Origin of the sequence: Paenibacillus sp. 598K, from assembly GCF_003851045.1 — a bacterium.
In the GTDB taxonomy this organism is placed as follows: Bacteria; Bacillota; Bacilli; order Paenibacillales; family Paenibacillaceae; genus Paenibacillus_D.
On sequence record NZ_BFBX01000019.1, the window covers coordinates 5,252 to 23,206 of the forward strand.

Here is a 17,955-nt window from a genome sequence, read left to right on the forward strand (position 1 = left end):
CGATCGGAAGATCGATCCCGTGCCGATTATTGGGCCGGTCTCGGAATGTCGAACTCCTCCGGCGAGGCTTGCGATTGGCCGGCGTCATGGATCAGCCATGCCTGCTGCGACTGCCAGGCATTGATGTGATCCCAGGCTGCGTCTCCCGTCAGTCCCAGCGGCGTATACCCGTTTGTCTTCAGGAACTCCTGGAACGTCTCGTTTTCGTAGCCAGCCTTGAAGGCTTCCGTCAGCTTGGCGACGACATCCTCCGGCGTCTCTTTCTTGACGAATACGCCGAACCACGGGCCTGTCGTCTGAAGCATCGATTGGGCCTCCGGCTTGAGCGCGCCCAGCGCCGGCACATCGGGAAGGGCCTCGATCTGATCATTGGAGATGACAGCCAGTCCCTTGAAGTCTCCTTGCTGGAGATACTGCATCGCCGATCCGGCAGACAGCACGGTGACATCGATCTGATTGCCCATGAGCGCGGTGATCAGCGGGCCGTCCCCGTCGAAGGTGACAGGGCTGAAGCTGGTGTCGAACAGATTGTTGAGCATGATCGAAGCGACCCATGGCAATCCGCCCACGCCGCTGACGCCCATTTTGATCGTATTCGGATTGGCCTTCGCTTCTTCAAGCAAGTCGTCGATGGAGTTGTAAGGCGAATCCTTGCTGACGACGACGACGCCGGCGATGCGGGCGAAGATGTAGATCGGCGTGAATTCCTTGTACGTCAGATCGGACAGGCCGAGCACAGGGTACAGCGAACCGTCGCCTGTGTTGAACAACAGCGTGTAGCCGTCGGCCTTTTGATCGTACACATACTGCTGACCGATCGTCCCGGAGGCGCCGGTCCGGTTGGTCATGACGATGTTTTTGCCGAGCGCTTCCTGCGCTCCGGTGACGACTGTCCGCGAGACGAGATCGGTGCCGCCTCCTGCTCCCCAAGGGATGACGCCGTTGAGATTTTTGGATGGATAAGTGCCGCTTTGGCCAGACAGCGTGCAGCCGCCCAGCAGCAGGACGATGAGAGACAAGCTGATGAATTGCAGAACCTTGGATTTCTTATTACGCATGGGTGCACATCCTCATTGATAGTATGATCATTTGAATCTGGACAAGTCCAGCTCGTCCGGCATCCGCAGATGACGGACAGGGGCGACAGCCTGCGACAGGACGACTTCGACAGGCAGCTGAGCCGCTGCAAGCGCGCGCTTCAGCATCCCGGCCAGACTGATAATGCCAGGCAGCTCGACCTCGTAGTGGCAGAAGTCCAGCAGCGCTAGCCCGACCTCTGCGGCATACAGCCGGTCGTCGTGACGCACGTCGCCGGTGATGAGCAGATCGGCGCCGCGAGCGAGCGTCTGGTCGATATCGGCACGTCCGCCCGCGCCGACCTGGACGGCGACGCTGCGGATCAACCGCTCGTCCTCGCCGACGACATTGACAGGACCGGTCACGATCCCATGCAACCGCTCGATGACCTCGGAGAGCGTGCAGGGCTCGGACAGCTCGCCTACCGTGCCGAACATCGCTTGCGTCCCCGCTGGCAAGCCCGCTCTGTCCGGTACAGGGATCGTCGCCGCCGCGCTCTCCGCCGGCGTTGTCGCCAGGAAGCCGAAGCCGGCGTACAAGGGACGGGACTGCGGCGCGCCTACCGCCTTCATGAGCGTATCCGCGGTACCGCCCGGCAGGAAGTCGAGGTTGTTGTGACAGACGACAAAGGCGATGCCGTGACGGAGCAAGGCCGCGATCGCTCTGCCTTCAAAGCTGGTGGAGGTAACGCGTCGTATGCCCTTGCCCATAATATGATGATGGGTGACGATCATTTGGCATTGCAGACGAATCGCTTCCTCAATGACCGCTTCGGTGAGGTCTACGGCAAACAATACTTTATTAACGACGGCTGTCTCGTCGCCGATGAGCAGCCCCGAGTTATCTTTTTTTGCGACACAGTCAAAGGGCATAAAGGAATCGAGAACCGCGATGACAGATTTGCATGTGGTCATGCTCGTTTCACTCCCTAATCATTTAAGAGCTCTCATGTTACTCGGGATTATTCGTGCGGAGCAATCAATATTTTGATGACGGGCTCCGTCCGGTCCACCATCAGCTCGAAGGCGCGTTGCGTGTCAGCCAGAGGCATCACGTGAGTGATCAAAGGGCTGAGATCGTAGCCGCTGTTGATCAGCTTCACCGCATCGGCGAAATCCTGCTCGACGATGCCACGGCAGCCGATCAGCGCCTGCTCGCCCGAGACGAGCCGATAAAAATTGGCCTCCATTAACTGGGCTGTCATCGGCAGCATGACGATGGTCGCCTGGAGAGAGCTGAGCGCAAAGGCATCTGTAAGAATGCCTCTCGCCATCGCAGTGACGATCGTGCCGCTCGCGCCAAAGCCGCCTGTAGCCTTCAGCACCTCGGCGGCGGCCGCGTCGCGCAACGGATTAAATGCGCCCGAAGCGCCCAGCTTCACCGCGATGTCCAGATTATAATCGATGGTATCCAGACAGTAAACCTCTGTGTAGCCCAGACTCTTCGCTGCGATCAGCGCGACCAGGCCGATCGTACCGGTGCCGATGATGGCGATCGGCTCATCCTGGCGCAGATGGGACAAGCGCCGCATAATATGATAACCAATCGACAGCGGCTCGGCAATCGCGGCCTGCTGCATCGAGATGCCATCCTCGATCTTGTATAGCGTGCGCTCCGGCACGTTGACATATTCGGCGAAAAAACCCATCATGCGCGCGCTGCCAGCGACGATTTTGTCGGGACAAATGTTGATCTGGCCGGCCTTGCAGTAGCGGCACTGGCCGCAAGGGATTGCATGGTTGACGACGACGCGATCGCCGACGCGGTGGCTCTTCACGGCGGGGCCGACGGCTGCGATCTCGCCAGCCAGCTCATGGCCGGGGATCATCGGCGGCTTGCGGAACGGATGCTCGTCGTGGAACAGATGGACATCCGAGCCGCACAGGCCTGCATACAGCACTTTGATGAGCACTTCGTCGTCTTTAAGCGTAGGCTGCGCAGCCGTTTCGATGGCTACGGTATGTTTATCGATGATTACAGCTGTATTCATGAGTGCATGGCTCCTTGCTGCGCTATTGTGTAGGTCCGAAGATTTGTTTGAAGCCGCCGACGCATGCCCGGTATCCATCTTCGAGCGAGCCGCCGGGCGGGATGTAGAAGTTCTCAAGGGAGACGACGCCCTGGTAGCCGTCCTTGCGCAGCGCCTGAGCGATATCGTCCATGTAGTTCGCCATCGTGCCTTCGCCAACGCTAGTCGAGGTGATGATGCTTTTGCGGGTATCGACCGTGCCGTCCTTGATGTGGATATGGCCGATGATGTCCTTCAGCTCCTCGTAAGCATCCGGGAATGGCGTCTCGTAGTTGAACAGCGTGTTGGCCGGGTCCCACAGGATTTTCAGATGCTTGCTGCCCATATCCTCGATGAACTTGCGGGTTAGATAGGCCGATGTGAGCAACGTATTGACGCCCGTCTCGATCAGCAGCTCGATCCCGTTGTCCTCGGCGAGCCGGACCGGCTCCTCGAAGATACGCAGCATCTTCGGCCAGGTCTGATTGTTATAGGCGTTGCGCTTGTCCGCGCCGTCATAGCCCCAGATCGCCATCTGCTTGGAGAAGGTCAGGCAGCGAACCTTTTTGCAGCCCAGCGCCTTGGCCAGCTCGATCTGCGCCTTAATCTCGGCCAGATGCTCCCGGTAGGCAGCGTCGCCGAGCTCGATTTTCTGCGCCGACTGATCGCGGAAGGCGAAGCCGCCGATGACAGCAGCCCGGATGCCGTATTGCGTCAGTAGGGACTGGATTCGCTCGTTTTCCTCGTCCGTGTGGAAGCCGGGCTTTTTGCCCCAGATGAACTCGATATCGGCTTCGTACAGGCCATCCGCCTGCATCAGCGAGAGGGCACGCTCGAAGTCTCCGTCGGGACCGCAGATGTCCGAGGGGATCGCGCCTAGACGGTAAGGGATATCTGAGCCGTGCGTACTAGTAGAGGTGGTCATACTTCTCCACCTTCCCTGGCTTCTCGGGATCGGCGTATTGATTCAGCTTCTCCGGGTAGCCCGCGGCCCGGACGATGTTCAGATGCTCCTCGAGCGCGGCCTCGGTCTCCCAGGTTTCCATCATGACAGCCGAGTTTTCTTCGCGGTTGATATATAGCGCATATTCAATACAGCCTGGCTCTTGCCGCGAGGCGTCGACCAGGGGCCGGACCACAGTAAGATACTCGTCCAGCACGCCTGTTTTCAGGTAACGTTTGGCAACGATTTTCAGCATGTGAACCTCCAACGATAATTATTTAACCGCATTTGAATACAAGGAATTAAACGAAAGCAGCTATGCCTTGTATTATAGGGGATCCCATGTCTTTTGACTCATTCTATTTGAGTGGGCGATTGATAGACTCAGGCTATCGATTCGCGCGAAAAAATGATATAGTAAGTGAACTGGAAAGGCAGGTTATAGGTGAGGGGGGAGCATCTTGAATTATAACTTATTGTTTTATTTTAAGGTGCTTGGGGAGACCGAGCATTTCGGACGGGCTTCGCAGATTTTGCATATCGAGCAGCCGAGCCTGAGTCAGAGCATCAAGCGGTTGGAGAAGGAGCTGGGGGTGGCGTTGTTCGAGAAGCGGGGGCGCAATGTGACGCTGACAGAGCATGGACGCAGCTTCCACCAGCAGATCGACAAAGCGTTCGAACTGATCGATGCGGCCACGCTGGAGCTGTACCGCAGCGCAAAGCTGGAGACGATCACGGTCTCTTCCGTGCATTCGCACCCGAAATCGCGGTTCTCCAGCTATGTCACGCAGTTCCTCAGCCTGCCGGGCAATGAGCATGTGAAAATCTCGATCTTCGAGCGGCATACGCAGCAATCGTTCGAGGCGCTTCGCAACCAGGCTTGCGACCTGATCGTCTGCTCCGGTAAAAACGAGCAGGATGATCTCGTCTATATCCCGGTGTCCCGGCATCGCGTCATCCTGATCGCACCGCCGGATCACCCGCTCGCGGCATACGACGAGATAGACGTGCGCGAAGCGCTGGATTACAAGTTTATCTATCCCTTCCCGATCACCGGTATGCGGGTCATCTTCGAGAAGCTGTTCGAGGAGCTGGGCGCGCTTCCGCCGATGGCGCTGGAGGCCGAGAGTGTCAACTTTACAGCCTCGCTCGTAGCCGACCATGTCGGCGTCGCGCTCTCGCCGGACTCCGAGCATCTGGCGATGTACGACATCAAGAAGATTAATCTGACCAACAAGGCCAGCACCTTCTATCACTACCTGGCTTATCCGAGGAATAAGGTGCTGTCGCCTGCCGTGCAGCAGTTCGTCGACTTTATCGCTGCCCAAACGGAGGAGCGGCCAGACGATCGCGCAGACGTCTAAACTCCTCAATATGGAGCTGCGAGGCGTGAGACTTGCTCGTCCCTGCCGAGACAAAGGTCATGTCCGAGCCAAGGTAGTCGCCGATCAGACGCATGAGCGGACTGACGCTGCCGACTGCTCCTACGATGAGAGGCACCTTCACAAATGTATCCCGAGCCTCGTGGATGGTGTCGCTAAGGTCGGCGAGCTCGCGAATATTGCGCGCGCGGGTGACGTATTTGACGATATCCGCTCCGGTCTCCTGTCCGCTGCGCAACAGCTCGCGCAGCGCCTCCGGCTTGGTGCTCTTCCGGAAGCTATGGGCGGAGACGATCACGCGGGCGCCTCTCTCGTGCAGCAGCTGTCGCCATGCGGCGACGCGCGCGACGCCGTACTGCAGCTCGATATCGATGAGATCGGCCATTCCTGTGCGGCTAGCTTCGTCGATCAGGGCAGACTTCTCCTCGACGGTAATCGCCCGCGCGCCGTCTTCCTCGGCGTGGCGCGTCGTAAAGATGATCGGCGTATCGCCCGCTACCTCCCTTAATGCCGCCAGTCCCTCCAGGATTGGCTCGATGCGAGGGTAGCCCTCATAGTAGTCTGCTCGCCATTCCAACAGATCGGGGCGATAAGCCAGCGCATGGCTGGCGTCGGCTACCAGTCGCTCGCGCGTAGTGCTGACCAGCGGGACGCACAGCAGATACGAGTGCCCTCCGAATACCGCTCCTCTGACTTGAAGCTTTGGTCGTGTTGTTGTGGTCATTGCTTCGTCTCCCATCCTCCCGTGTACAGATCACGTTTGTGGACAAGGATACATCAGTTTGCGACTTTCGTAAAGAACAGCCGATGGTGGCCTATCGCTGCGGCGGCGATTTCTTTTCGATGAAGAACGTATTGATGACGAACAGCGCAAATGCCAGCATCAGCAGCGAACCGCCGACGATGAAGTAGATCAATACGAAGGTTTCATTCCACTCGAGCGGGTTGAGGAAGTAGAGCCACATCCCGGAGCTGAGCCAGCCCTTCGCCTGCGCCGCCTGCAGCGCTTGCGTGCGCGAGGAGACGCCGAGCTTGGCATACAGTCGGGAGAGGTAGACGCGCACTGTGCCTTCGGAGAGCGCCAGCTCAGCGGCGATCTGACGGTTCGATGCGCCGCTGCGGATGAGGGCGAGCATCGCCAGCTCGCTCTCGCTGGGCGTGTCGATGCCGGGGACTGGCAGCTCTGAGGGCTGCGAGAGCTGCGGCAGCATGCGCTCCAGCAGGCGCAGCGCCTGCCCATGCTTGTGCTTTCGATCCAGCAGGAGGGCCCACGTCAGCAGCTCGAGCTCGCGATCCAGCGAGGGCAGCTCCTGCTGAGACAGTCCTAAGCGGCCGAGCTCGTGTCGGGCTGGACCGAGCTGCTCCTGTGCGAGCAGGAGCCGTGCCTTGGTCGCCAGCAAGGCAGAGCTCCAGCGGGGCCGGATAGCTCTCGGCGCTAGAAGCGCTCATCGCTGCGATAGCCACTTACCAAGCGGCCGTCGTATCGGAGTCAGACAAGACAGCACTGAATGCCGCTATTGCGGAAGCGTAAGCTGAGTTAGCAAACACCGTCGAGGGCACCGAACCGGGCCATTTTCCGACCAGCCGCGAGATCTCTCGCGCAGAGAGGTCTGTCGTCTTGGCCCGGGTGCTCGGTATCGCTGCAGGCGAGTCGGCCGAACTGCCTTTCGTGGATGGAGCAGCTATCCCGACATGGGCGCACGGTTCAGTCGAAGCGCTGTACGCGCGGGGCATCATGTCGGGAAGAGAGGGCGGCAAGTTTGCGCCCACAGCACCGACTACACGAGCCGAAGCCGTTGTCGTCCTGCTCCGAGCGCTGGATTCACAGCTGCCATAGCGATATGCGCCTGGCGTCTTGCAGTTTCTGCAAGGCGCCAGTTTGCTGTCGAGGACGACTCTCACCATTGATTGCCTCTGTCAATAACGCCCTGGCAGGCACCTCGCTAGGACGTTGTCGTTTTGTTTACGTCATCGAAACAATCAGGCCGCATCTAGAAATCTTGACGAAACATCGCTCCAGTACTGTAGTGGCATGGCAGGTTGCATGCAATGCAAGCCCGCTGGAAAAACTACCAGCACTCGGTGAGGGAAGGAATGAGAGCGGATGCGGCTAAAGGAATTGCTATGCAAGGTGGAATACGAGCTGATCCGGGGCAATCTGTCCCAAAATATAGAAGCGGTGCAATTCGACTCGAGAGAGGTGAGGCAGGCGGGGACGTTGTTCGTCGCGGTCGATGGCTTCGAGACGGACGGGCATCGTTACATTGCAGATGCGGTGGCCGCCGGAGCGACCGCTGTCATCGTCGAGCGGGATGTGCCCGAGGCCAGCGCTGCCACGGTAATCCGGGTTGCGGACTCGCGGCTCGCATTGGCCGAGGTGGCGGCTGCCTTGTATGATTATCCGACCGAACGACTGCAACTGATCGGCATCACCGGGACGAATGGCAAGACATCGACCTCAATGATGCTCAAATCCATCTATGAGCACAGCGGCGAATCAATGGGCTGCGTCAGTACATTGGGCACCTATATCGGACAGGACGTGACGGAGCAACGTCATACGACCCCCGAGTCGCTGGAGCTTCAACGATTGTTTCGCCAGATGGTCGATGCGGGCTTGCGGCATTGCGTGATGGAGGTGTCCTCGCATGCGCTCCATCTGCAGCGCGTCGCAGGCTGTCGCTTGGATCGCGTCGTCTTTACCAATCTGACCCCGGATCATCTGGAGCTGCACCAGACGATGGAGGATTACTACGAGACCAAAGCCCGGCTGTTCGAGATGGCTGACAAGCATGCGATCCTTAATGGCGACGATCCATACGGTCGACGGTTGATCGCCAGATGCAGGGAGCGGGACGCCGAGTATATCACATACGGCATCGAGGCGGATGCCGACTTGCGCGCTAGCGATATTCGGTATAGCGAGACGCACAGCGATTATATGCTTCGAACCCCTTCCGGCGCGATAGCGATCCGTGTTCCGCTGCCTGGGATCATCAATGTGTACAATAGCTTGGCAGCGATCGCATGCGCCTATGCTGACGATGTATCGCTCCCTGCAATTCAGCGAGGTCTGGCAGCTTTGTCGGGAATAAAGGGACGGTTCGAGGTGGTGCATCAGGATGAGGAGCTGAAGGTGATCGTCGATTTTGCCCATACGGAGGACGGGCTGGAGCAGGCGCTGCGGACGCTTCGCCCCTATGTGCGGGGAAGATTGATCGTCGTGTTCGGCGTATATGCCGATCGCGGCGAGGCGGGACAAGCCAAGCGTCAGGCTATGGGACGGGTGGCGGACCGGTGGTCGGACCTTGCCATCGTCACCTCGGATAACTCGAAGCACCGGACGATGGATACATTCCTCCGCGAGATCCGATCGGCGATGGGGAGAGGCAGCCATCTCGTTTACCCTGACCGCAGGGAAGCGATCGAGCAGGCGATTCGTCTCAGCCGTCGCGGCGATGTGATCCTGCTTGCGGGCAAAGGACATGAGCAAACCCAGCAGATCGGCAGCGAGCGCATTCCATTTTGCGAGGCGGAGATTGTGCGTATCTGCCTTGCGGAGCAACAGCAGCATGCGATGGCCCGTTATGCCAATTCGCTTCTGACATGATATAATTAGGGGATTACAGTGTAGAAAGTCGGGAGCGTATTGAACAAGAAGATACATCTGCAAGCGCTAAAGCATCCGAACCGTCCCCACTATGAGTGGCAAGGCGAGTGGCTGGAGCAGACCGAGGATTACGTTATGGTGCTCTGCAAGGCAGGCCGTCAACTGAAGCATCATACCAAAGGCGTCACCTTTACGATTGCTACCGCGTCCATCGAGCTATTTTTCCTCAAGGAATGGTATACGGTGGCGATCGGAATCGAGGATGGAGCTATCGTATCGTATTACTGCAATGTGGCGATGCCGTCGGTCGTTACCGATACGGGCTTAACGTTTGTCGATCTCGACCTGGATCTGGTCAAGCGGCCGGGCGGCCATTGGGAAGTGGTGGACGAAGACGAGTTTGTCGTCAACAGTCAGGCATTTGGCTACTCAGCGGAGCTGCAAGCCGAGGCCAGAGCGGCGCTGGAGAGACTGCTGAATCGTGCGCGCAGCGGCAGCTTCCCCTTCGACGACAGTGTCCTGTCGCGCTTGCCGGCCAGCTATCGGCAACCCGTGCCTGGTGAACCTTTGATTTGAGCAGCTCGGCGCTTTTGCCCTATGCGCGAACGGCAATGTGCTAACTGCAAAACTACCTTTATTTTTGAAAGAAGAGGCTTGAATCGACGGTTTAACTGCAATTGTACAGTTAAAATGGTCGTTTTTATCGCTAGGCGGCCAATAGATGAAAATTAAATGTACTTTTGCAGTTGTTGCTTTACCACTGATTCAAGCCTCGCTATGCAGCATGGCCCACTTGAAACTGCGGGATTCCCGCAGCTCAAGTGGGCCATGTTGTTTGTGGTGCATGTCGAGCGGCGTCGCCGCACCGGCTCTTGCTCTAGCGAGCGCCGTCGCGCTGGCTCTCCAGCTTGGCGATCAGCTTGTCGCCCTCGACATCGAGGTTGGGCAGCAGCCGATTGAGCCAGCGTGGCAGCCACCACGCCTTGTCGCCGAAGATCGCCATGACGGCTGGCACCAGCGCCATGCGGATGACGAAGGCATCGATGAAGATACCGATCGCCAGCGCGAAGCCGATCTGCTTGATCATAATGTCGTCTGTGAAGATGAAGCCTGCGAATACGGCGACCATGATGATCGCAGCGGCGACGACGACGCGGCTTGCCTGGCTATAGCCGTGAGTGACGCTGGTGTTGCCGTGATGTCCATGCACATACGCCTCGCGCATCGACGAGACGAGGAACACCTGGTAGTCCATTGCCAGGCCGTACAGGATGCCGGTTACCATGATCGGGATGAAGCTGAGCAGCGGTCCGCCGGTATCGAAGCCGAACAATTGGTTGAACCATCCCCACTGGAACACGGCGGTCGTGATGCCGAAGGTCGCCATGACGCTGAGCAGGAAGCCCGCAGTCGCCTTGATCGGCACCAGGATGGAACGGAAGACGAGCAACAGAATAATAAGCGAAAGAAGGACGATGACTCCGATATACAACGGGAAAACCTCGGCCAGCTTCGAAGACATATCGATATTAATCGCCGTGAAGCCGGTCACCCCAAGCGTCAAGCCTAGCTCCTGGGCAATAGACGAGTCGGGGTCGCGCAGCTGACGGACAAGCTCCTTGGTCTCCGCATCTGTCGGACCGGTATCGGGGAGGAGGCTCAGGATCGCCAGCTTGCCCTCGGGATTCATCCCTAGCGGCGAGACGACCGAGACATGCTCGTAGCCCATGAGCTGCTGCACGAGTCCGCCCAGCATCTCCGGCGCGATCACGCCGTCTGCGGCAGACGGCTCGGCGACCAGCAGCAGCGGGCCGTTGAAGCCTTCGCCGAACCCTTCGGAGATCGCGTCATAGCTCTGTCTGGCCGATGTGTCCAGGTTAGCTGTCGCTCCCGACGGCATGCCCAGCTCCATCTGCTGGACAGGGATAGCGGCGGTGCCCAGGACAGCGATAACGGCGATGATGATGAGCCAGCGGAATCGGACGATGCCGCGAGCCATCCGCTCGGCGAAGCCATGCTTCTCGCCCTCGCGCTGACGGCGCTCGCGTGCCTTGGCCGAGCAGATGCGTTCGCCGACGAGGCCGAGCAGCGCCGGCAGCAACGTCAGAGCGATCAGGACATTGACGAGTACGGTAGCCGAAGCGACCAGCGCCATCATGCTCAGGAAGGAGATGCCGATGACGAGCATGCCGCAGAGCGCGATGATGACGGTCAGCCCGGCAAAAAACACGGCGCTGCCTGCCGTACCGACTGCGCGCCCGGCAGCCTCGTGGGCCGTCAAGCCCTGGTCGAGGATGAGACGTCGCTGGCGGTTGACGATGAACAGCGCGTAGTCGATCCCGACTGCAAGACCGATCATCAGCGCCAGTACCGGAGTGAAGGAGGTCATCGACATATAGGTCGAGAGCGCGAAGGCTCCGCCGACGCCGATGCCTACACCGACGAGCGCGATGACGATCGGCAAGCCGGCTGCTACCAGAGAGCCGAGTGTCAAGATCAGGACGACAGCCGCTACGGCGAGACCGATAATCTCATGCGAGCCGATCGGGATGTCCGGCGTCTGCAAGGAATCGCTGGCGAGCGCGGTAATGCCGGTGCCTTGCTCGACGGCCGAGATCGTATCGATCACTTGATCGGTCACGCCATCGGGGAGCGAGTTTTGCTGGACGGTAAATTGGAACTGGAATAGTCCGACGCTGCCGTCGTTCGCTACGAGCACGCCCGGTACGGGCATGCCGTCCACGATGAGCGGGCCGTAAGGCGGCATCTCCGCTCCCGGCATTTGCCCCTGAGCGCCGTCGCCGGCTGCTTGCCCGGCCCCGGCCTGGGCGTCAGGGCTCGCACCGCTCTGTGCGGATGGATCGCCTTGCGCTGACCCGCCCTGTGCACCGGCATCGCCTTGCATGGCGCCGCTCTGCGCGGCTGCCGCCGCCAACTCAGCCGGGTTGATCACATACTCCAGTTGATAGACCGAGTTGACGGCCTCGAGGATCGCGCCGATCCGCTCGGGGGTGTCCAGCCGCTCCCCGTCAGGTACCGTGAAGACGACACTGGCCTGGCCGCCAGCCGCTTGCGGCAGCTCGGTCTCCAGCTTATCCAGGACGTTCTGCGCTTCGGTGCCTTCGATCTTGATGTCGGGACTGACCTGGACCCCGTTGACGCCGAGCAGTCCGGCGACCAGTCCCAGGATGACGAGCCAGCCTGCGATGGCGTACCATGGCTTGGCATAGGCTTTTTTGCCCAAGCTATACAGAAAAGTAGACATAACGTGTAGTTCTCTCCCTTATATTCCAATTATAGGCTTTCTTTTTAATTTCATCAGCCTATCCTCTCTCTAAAAACCATGACGCAAATAGCCGAATACCGTCTCCAAATACTGCTCGAACGGGACGGCGGCATCGGTCTCCTCTCCGGCCGTCGACTCGTGCAAGCGCACAGCCAGCGAGCCCTCCAGCACAGGGAAGACGGCGCCGTACACAGCGCCGATGAGCATATGCACGTAGGCTTCCGAGTATCGCTCGGGAGCTACCTGACGCAGCCACTCAAAGGCAGAGGTCTGCAATTGCCGGAAGGCGCTAAGGATATAAGGCTCCAGGGTGGGATGCGTCTGCGATAACCGGAGCACCAGCCGCATCCGGCCGAACAATTCCGCCGTCAGCTGCATCTGCAGGAGCTGCTGCAGCAGCTCGAGGAGCGTGACGTTATCCCGGTTGTTGTCCAGCAACTGCTCGGCTTCTGGCTCCAGCTCGGTATTAATCAGGATGGCCGCGTGCGCCACCGCCTCCTCCTTGCAAGCAAAATGGTTGGCGAACGTGCGGCGGGAGAACCCTGCGCGCTGGGCGACCTCGTCGACGATGAAGCCGTCCATCCCCTGTTCGATCGCCAGCTCCAGAGCCGCATTGGCCAAAGCGCGCGAGGTCGCCTCCCGTTTCAAGTCACGTAAGCCGGGCTGTGTCATGAACTCTATTCCTCCTCTCGGATTATTTTTTTCTACTTTAGCACAATACGTGCCCAATGAGCAATATTGCTCATTGGGCAATATTGATTTCTCAGCAACGATGGAAGAGTATAAATACCGCTTCACCCGCTTACCCTATGGGGACTGTTCAAGCAAGGCCGGAACGCGGCGGAAAGGATCGGTAAAGTAATGGCAAGTCCCAGCTACAAAGCGTTGGTCGCAACAGCGTCTGTACCGCTCATCATGACGTTAGGCAACTCGATCCTGATCCCGGCGCTGCCTATGCTGCAGCGAGCATTGGGCATAAGCTCCCTGCAGACGAGCATGCTGATCACGGTCTACTCGATCTCTGCGATCCTGATGATTCCGCTCGCGGGCTATCTGTCGGACCGCTTCGGGCGCAAGCGCATCATGATCCCGAGCCTGATCATCGCCGGACTGGGCGGTCTGTTGTCGGGATTGGCGCCGTGGTTCGGAGGCGGCTCCGTCTATGCGATCATCCTCGCGGGGCGACTCGTGCAAGGGATCGGCGCGGCCGGAGCGGCGCCGATCGTCATCCCGCTGGTCGGGGACATGTATCGCAGCGAAAAGGAGGTCAGCGGCGCCCTCGGGATCGTCGAGACGTCCAACACGCTGGGAAAGGTCGCCAGCCCGATTGTTGGAGCCCTGCTGGCCTTATGGACCTGGAAGGCGCTTTTTCTTTCCATTCCTGTCTTTTCTGTCGTTTCCATCATTTTAATTTTGTTTTTTATCCGCGTGCCGTCCAAAGACAACAAGCAGCAGGCACAGAGATTCCAAGAGTTCCTCTCTACGCTGACCCAGACGGCTCGGGCAGAGGGCAAGTGGCTGGCAGCGATATTCGTCATCGGCGCGACCGCCATGCTGGTGCTGTTTGGCTTGCTCTTCTACCTATCGGAGGTGCTCGAGGGGAGCTACGGCATGAAGGGCGTCCTCAAGGGAGCGATGCTGGCCATCCCGTTGTCGGCGCTCTGCCTGTCCTCGTTCCTGGCGGGCAAGTGGATCGGCGAACACAAATATCGGATGAAATGGGTGTCGCTCATCGGTCTGGCGATGCTGACGACAGCGCTGGTCGTACTGGCTGTCGTCCAGTCGAAGGCGATCTGGCTGCTGTTCCTGTGTATGGGTATCGGCGGCATTGGGATCGGCGCGGCGCTGCCCTGCATGGACGCGCTCATCACGCAAGGGATCGACAAAGAGCAGCGGGGCACGGTCACATCGCTCTACAGCAGCATGCGTTTTATCGGCGTTGCGGTCGGACCGCCGCTCGTCTCGGTCGCGATGAGCCGCTTCCCCAATGGATTATTCTATATGATGGCTGGGCTGGGTACGGTGTCAATCCTCTACGGCCTGTTGGCAATCCGGGTCGACGAGGAACCGGAGGAGAAGGAGGGGGAGGGTGCCGACAACCGGATTCAACGACGGTCCAAAGCGACGAATTCGTAACATTCTTGCAAACATAGTCAACACAGGACAAGCCCGCCCTCTTCGGAGAGCGGGCTTGTCGCGTTGGCCGGATCGATCATCAAAAAAGAACAATCAATGTTCAAAAAAGTCCACTTACCGAAAGCTCCTCCAGGAAAGTAGTATAAGAATGTGGTCCATGCGCAGCCAACAGCCTCGCTATGCAAGCGCTGCATCTATACCCCGATGACGGGCTCGTGATACGGTTATAGGCAGACCACGACTCCGGGAGGGGCGCGATATGAGCATCAAGAAAAAAATCGTCGTCGGGTACATCGTGTTGATCTTTGTGCCTGTCGTCTTGTTTGGCTACTATTACTACAATCAAATCTACGGCAGCATTACGGCCCAATTCGTCGAGAGCCGTCAAAAGATACTCGGGCAAGCCTATGCCAACCTGCAGGCCGATCTCATCCGTATCCAGTCGATCCACCGCTTGCTGCAATACAACCCCAATGTGACGGATTATCTGGAGGGCGACTACAGCACGGATGCCGAGAGTATCTATGCGTACACGCGGTACATCAACCCGGTCATCGGGCAGTCGCTGTTCAACAATCCGGAGATCGTGGCGATGCGGATCTACAAGTTCAAGCCGCATGTATTGGCGATTACCGATCGGTTCGTCGAGCTGTCCTCGGCGACCGGGGACGTCCGCGACATCTCTGCAGCGCTCATCGCCGGCGAAGGCAAATGGGTCATCCCGCAATCGAAGGCAGCCGAGCCGCTGCTGGCCTATTATCAGAACATCTATAACCCCAACATTACCGAGAAGCTGGGCGTGCTCGAGGTCAAGCTGAACGGCGAGCTGTTCGCCCGCTTCCTGGCCGCAGCCGGTGTGGAGGGTGAGTGGTCGGCTTACCTGATCGACAGCGCCACCGGTCAGGCCGACGGGCTGGACCCGCGACATCTGGCTCTGATTGACCCTAGCCAGCCGAGCGGCTACTTTATTAACCGGCATACGATTATTAACTATCTGGCGATTGACGAGCTGGGGGTTACGGTAGCGTTGACGGGCAATGTGGAGGATGTGTTCCGTACCGTAAAAAGCGAAGAGCGGCTGATGATTTTGACAGTATTCGCATTGTTGGTGGCATTGTCCTTCCTCTACTATGTGCTCGCCTCGACGATTACGAAGCGCATCCTGCGACTCGCCAGACATATGCGGCAGTTGGGCGACGATAACATGAAACGGATCGAGAACGGCTCCGACGCGAGGGACGAGATCGGTTTTTTGATGACGACCTACAATGCGATGATCGATCGGATGGAGGAACTGCTGCACAACGCTAATCGGGCGGAGCTGCGCAACAAGGAGGCGGCCTATCAAGTGCTGCAGGCGCAGATCAAGCCGCACTTTCTCTACAACACGCTGGAGACGATCCGGATGCTGGCGGAGTCCAACAATGACAAGGAGGTCGCGGACATCTCGTTCTGGTTCGGCAAGCTGATGCGCTACAGCCTCTCGTCGCAGCAGGACGATACAGTGCTGTCCAAGGAGCTGGAAACGGCGGCGTTCTATCTCAATATCCACAAGATGCGTCTGCAGGATCGACTGACGTACGGGATCGAGGTCAGGATGGAGACCGACAGCTTAGCTTGCCCGCGCTTCATCCTGCAGCCGCTCGTCGAGAACAGCGTCGTCCATGGGGCAGCAGCCCTGCTGCGGCCCGTCCATATCCAGATCGAGGTGACAGAGACGGATGACTCTGTCTGTATATCGGTGTCCGACAACGGTCCCGGCATCCCGCAGGCCAGGCTGACAGCGATCTGTGAGAGACTGGAGGGCATGGCGCAGTGGACCCCTGGCGACGGGGAGGGGGGACTCGGCATCTACAATGTAAGCGAACGGATCCAATCGTATTATCGCGGGGAATCCCGCCTGGAGCTGACAAGCGATGAGGGCGCAGGCACGCGCTTGGCGATCCTCATCGACAAGAAGGGGGCGGCAACGCAATGAAAATATTAATCGTCGACGACGAGCCGTTGATCCTGAACGGCCTGGTCAAAATCGTCCGCGAAATCGCACCGGCAGGGGCCGAGGTGCGCCCGGCGGGCAGTGTCGTTCAGGCGCTCGCCGTCATGCAGGAGTATATGCCGGATGTGACGGTGACCGATCTCCATATGCCGGAGCGAGACGGCTTCGAGCTGATCGAGGAAGCGCGCAGGCTTAGCTTGTGCGAGCGATTTATTATCCTGACCGGCTACGAATACTTCGATTATGTGCGCAAGGCGCTGCGAGCGGGCGTCATCGACTATCTGATGAAGCCGGTCGACAAGACCGAGATGGCGGCGCTGCTGAGCAGCATCCATGAGAGCTTGCCGAGCGAGGCCGACTCCTGCTATACCGTTCATGCCAAGCGCATCCTGATGTACATGGAGGCTCACTATGCGGAGGATCTGTCGCTGGAGAGGCTGGCGGAGCTGATGGACCTGCACCCGCATTACATTAGCCGACTGTTCAAAAAGGAGACCGGCGACAATTTCGTCAACTACCTCAATGCGCTCCGCATCCGCGAGGCGCAGCAGCTGTTGAAGTCGCAGCGTCAGCTTCCGGTCAGCGCGGTTGGACAACGCGTCGGTTTCGAAGACAAGCATTATTTCTCCAAGGTGTTCAAAAAATATACCGGCCGCACGCCCAAGGGCTATCGTGACGAGGAGCATGCTCCGCTCATCCATCCGGGGAAAGCCAAGCCGCAGGAGGGGTAAGATCAGAAAGGCAGGCTGGCTCAAAAATTGACAACGCTTTCTCAAAAATGTCGGCTTATGGACGCGAACTGCCCACAGGTACAATGAGTTCAAGACAGACAGAATCTTCAAGGAAGGAGCGCTTATGGAGCATAACTCGCAGTCGTTAAGCCCGGCGACGTACGAAAGCCGTCGCGCCGTTACGTGGAAGCGATTCAAAAAGCAACGGATGCTGCACGCGTTTGTGGGCCTTGGCATGTTGTTTTTGCTCGTATTCTCGTATACGCCGATGTTCGGCATTGTGATGGCATTCAAAAACTACAGCATCTCCTCCGGCATCGCCGGCATCTTCACGAGCGAATGGGTGGGACTGAAGCATTTTCGCGAATTTGTGACCGACTATCAGTTCGGCATGATCGTCCGCAATACGCTGGTGCTAAGCTTCCTCAAGGTGATCTTCGCTTTCCCGGCGCCGATCCTGCTGGCGGTCCTGCTCAACGAAGTGAGACATATGGCGTTTAAGCGGCTGGTGCAGACGATCAGCTACCTGCCTCACTTCATCTCCTGGGTTGTTGTCGTCGGTCTGGCCTTTACGTTCCTCTCGGCGGATGTCGGGATGGTCAACAAGGCGCTGCTCGGGCTGGGCTTGATCGACAAGCCGCTGCCCTTCCTGACCAGTCCCAACTACTTTTGGGGTCTCGCGGTCAGCAGCGCGGTCTGGAAGGAGATGGGCTGGTGGACGATCATCTTCCTCGCGGCGATCTCCGGTATCAATCCGTCGCTGTACGAAGCGGCGCAGATCGACGG

At 58.6% G+C, this 17,955-nt stretch carries 17 protein-coding genes; 8 read left to right on the top strand and 9 right to left on the bottom strand.

The genetic code is table 11. From position 1 onward, the window contains the following. Positions 1 to 26 precede the first annotated feature (26 nt). The 5 genes from PA598K_RS08515 to PA598K_RS08535 are packed head-to-tail and all read right to left on the bottom strand — an operon-like array spanning position 27 to position 4,284. Positions 27 to 1,058, bottom strand: a complete 1,032-nt coding sequence (locus tag PA598K_RS08515) for a tripartite tricarboxylate transporter substrate binding protein (protein ID WP_128656547.1) — start codon at positions 1,056 to 1,058, stop codon at positions 27 to 29. Between the two features lie 27 nt (positions 1,059 to 1,085). Continuing rightward, on the bottom strand, positions 1,086 to 1,991 hold the full coding sequence (locus PA598K_RS08520; protein ID WP_128656548.1) for a Nif3-like dinuclear metal center hexameric protein: 906 nt from the start codon (positions 1,989 to 1,991) through the stop codon (positions 1,086 to 1,088). A gap of 47 nt (positions 1,992 to 2,038) precedes the next feature. Continuing rightward, on the bottom strand, positions 2,039 to 3,067 hold the full coding sequence (locus tag PA598K_RS08525; protein ID WP_185601721.1) for a zinc-dependent alcohol dehydrogenase: 1,029 nt from the start codon (positions 3,065 to 3,067) through the stop codon (positions 2,039 to 2,041). A gap of 22 nt (positions 3,068 to 3,089) precedes the next feature. Then, positions 3,090 to 4,010 (bottom strand): sugar phosphate isomerase/epimerase family protein, encoded by a 921-nt coding sequence (locus PA598K_RS08530; protein WP_128656550.1) that lies wholly within the window; start codon positions 4,008 to 4,010, stop codon positions 3,090 to 3,092. Then, positions 3,994 to 4,284: a putative quinol monooxygenase gene (locus tag PA598K_RS08535; protein ID WP_128656551.1), complete on the bottom strand. Its 291-nt coding sequence runs from the start codon at positions 4,282 to 4,284 to the stop codon at positions 3,994 to 3,996. The genes PA598K_RS08530 and PA598K_RS08535 overlap by 17 nt, the downstream gene beginning before the upstream one ends. Positions 4,285 to 4,489: 205 nt before the next feature. Here PA598K_RS08535 and PA598K_RS08540 point away from each other — a divergent pair, with 205 nt between their 5' ends. Continuing rightward, on the top strand, positions 4,490 to 5,392 hold the full coding sequence (locus tag PA598K_RS08540) for a LysR family transcriptional regulator (protein ID WP_128656552.1): 903 nt from the start codon (positions 4,490 to 4,492) through the stop codon (positions 5,390 to 5,392). Here PA598K_RS08540 and PA598K_RS08545 read toward each other — a convergent pair. Continuing rightward, entirely contained in the window at positions 5,343 to 6,134 is a 792-nt protein-coding gene (locus tag PA598K_RS08545) for a type I 3-dehydroquinate dehydratase (protein ID WP_185601722.1), read from the bottom strand. The genes PA598K_RS08540 and PA598K_RS08545 overlap by 50 nt on opposite strands. Positions 6,135 to 6,225: 91 nt before the next feature. After that, on the bottom strand, positions 6,226 to 6,810 hold the full coding sequence (locus PA598K_RS38985) for a helix-turn-helix transcriptional regulator (protein ID WP_376739039.1): 585 nt from the start codon (positions 6,808 to 6,810) through the stop codon (positions 6,226 to 6,228). Positions 6,811 to 7,079: 269 nt separating this feature from the next. Between PA598K_RS38985 and PA598K_RS38990 the strand changes: the two genes are divergently transcribed. The 3 genes from PA598K_RS38990 to PA598K_RS08565 all read left to right on the top strand — a co-directional run bounded on the left by PA598K_RS38990 (position 7,080) and on the right by PA598K_RS08565 (position 9,596). Continuing rightward, positions 7,080 to 7,247, top strand: coding sequence for an S-layer homology domain-containing protein (locus PA598K_RS38990; protein WP_376739040.1), 168 nt, complete (start codon positions 7,080 to 7,082; stop codon positions 7,245 to 7,247). Between the two features lie 267 nt (positions 7,248 to 7,514). Beyond that, complete coding sequence (locus PA598K_RS08560; RefSeq protein WP_128656555.1) at positions 7,515 to 9,020, top strand: UDP-N-acetylmuramoyl-L-alanyl-D-glutamate--2,6-diaminopimelate ligase; 1,506 nt, start codon at positions 7,515 to 7,517, stop codon at positions 9,018 to 9,020. Positions 9,021 to 9,059: 39 nt separating this feature from the next. After that, positions 9,060 to 9,596: a DUF402 domain-containing protein gene (locus PA598K_RS08565; protein WP_260405323.1), complete on the top strand. Its 537-nt coding sequence runs from the start codon at positions 9,060 to 9,062 to the stop codon at positions 9,594 to 9,596. Positions 9,597 to 9,897: 301 nt separating this feature from the next. Here the strand turns inward: PA598K_RS08565 and PA598K_RS08570 are convergent, their stop codons facing one another. Both PA598K_RS08570 and PA598K_RS08575 read right to left on the bottom strand, forming a co-directional pair. After that, the gene (locus tag PA598K_RS08570; protein WP_128656556.1) at positions 9,898 to 12,285 is read right to left on the bottom strand and encodes an MMPL family transporter; all 2,388 of its coding nucleotides are present in this window, start codon (positions 12,283 to 12,285) and stop codon (positions 9,898 to 9,900) included. A 69-nt stretch (positions 12,286 to 12,354) separates the two neighbouring features. Next, positions 12,355 to 12,978 (bottom strand): TetR/AcrR family transcriptional regulator, encoded by a 624-nt coding sequence (locus PA598K_RS08575; protein WP_128656557.1) that lies wholly within the window; start codon positions 12,976 to 12,978, stop codon positions 12,355 to 12,357. Between the two features lie 189 nt (positions 12,979 to 13,167). Here PA598K_RS08575 and PA598K_RS08580 point away from each other — a divergent pair, with 189 nt between their 5' ends. The 4 genes from PA598K_RS08580 to PA598K_RS08595 all read left to right on the top strand — a co-directional run. Then, a complete protein-coding gene (locus PA598K_RS08580; protein WP_128656558.1) occupies positions 13,168 to 14,442 on the top strand; it encodes an MFS transporter in 1,275 nt (424 codons plus the stop codon). A 259-nt stretch (positions 14,443 to 14,701) separates the two neighbouring features. Beyond that, positions 14,702 to 16,420, top strand: a complete 1,719-nt coding sequence (locus PA598K_RS08585; protein ID WP_128656559.1) for a sensor histidine kinase — start codon at positions 14,702 to 14,704, stop codon at positions 16,418 to 16,420. Next, on the top strand, positions 16,417 to 17,169 hold the full coding sequence (locus PA598K_RS08590; RefSeq protein WP_128656560.1) for a response regulator transcription factor: 753 nt from the start codon (positions 16,417 to 16,419) through the stop codon (positions 17,167 to 17,169). The genes PA598K_RS08585 and PA598K_RS08590 overlap by 4 nt, the downstream gene beginning before the upstream one ends. A 124-nt stretch (positions 17,170 to 17,293) precedes the next feature. After that, positions 17,294 to 17,955: ABC transporter permease subunit (locus PA598K_RS08595; RefSeq protein WP_260405326.1), on the top strand; the 662-nt coding region annotated here is incomplete at its 3' end.